The organism is Schumannella sp. 10F1B-5-1 (assembly GCF_006517535.1).
In the GTDB taxonomy this organism is placed as follows: domain Bacteria; phylum Actinomycetota; class Actinomycetes; order Actinomycetales; family Microbacteriaceae; genus Schumannella.
This window is the reverse complement of sequence record NZ_VHQH01000003.1, coordinates 1-338: the sequence shown is the minus strand read 5'-3', so window position 1 is coordinate 338 and position 338 is coordinate 1. Positions and strand designations below refer to the sequence as shown.

Here is a 338-nt window from a genome sequence, read left to right as displayed (position 1 = left end):
CCGCATGACGGATGCTCAGCAGCGAGGCCCGCGGACCGGGCGCCGCCTCGGCGCCGTCCTCGGCTCCCTCGCCCTGCTGCTCGCACTGACCGCGGTCCCCGCCGCGCCCGCGTACGCCGACGACGTGTCCTGGGATCCGTCGCCGGTCGACGTCGAGTTCGGCCAGTACTGGTCGAGCACGGGCCAGGCGGCCCTGGTCTCGTCGACCTCCTGCCTCTTCAGCTCCTGCCCGGGATCGGTCACCTACCGCTACACGGGTCCCATCTCGGGCAGCTTCACCGGCGACATGGTCTACGGATGGGTCTGGGTCGACGCCACGCTGGGCGGCACGCACCTGT

At 72.2% G+C, this 338-nt stretch carries 1 protein-coding gene; it reads left to right on the top strand.

All coding sequences use genetic code 11. The features are described 5' to 3' along the window. Positions 1 to 124: 124 nt before the first annotated feature. The coding region (locus FJ658_RS03540; protein ID WP_141144016.1) for a hypothetical protein at positions 125 to 338 on the top strand (214 nt) is incomplete at its 3' end.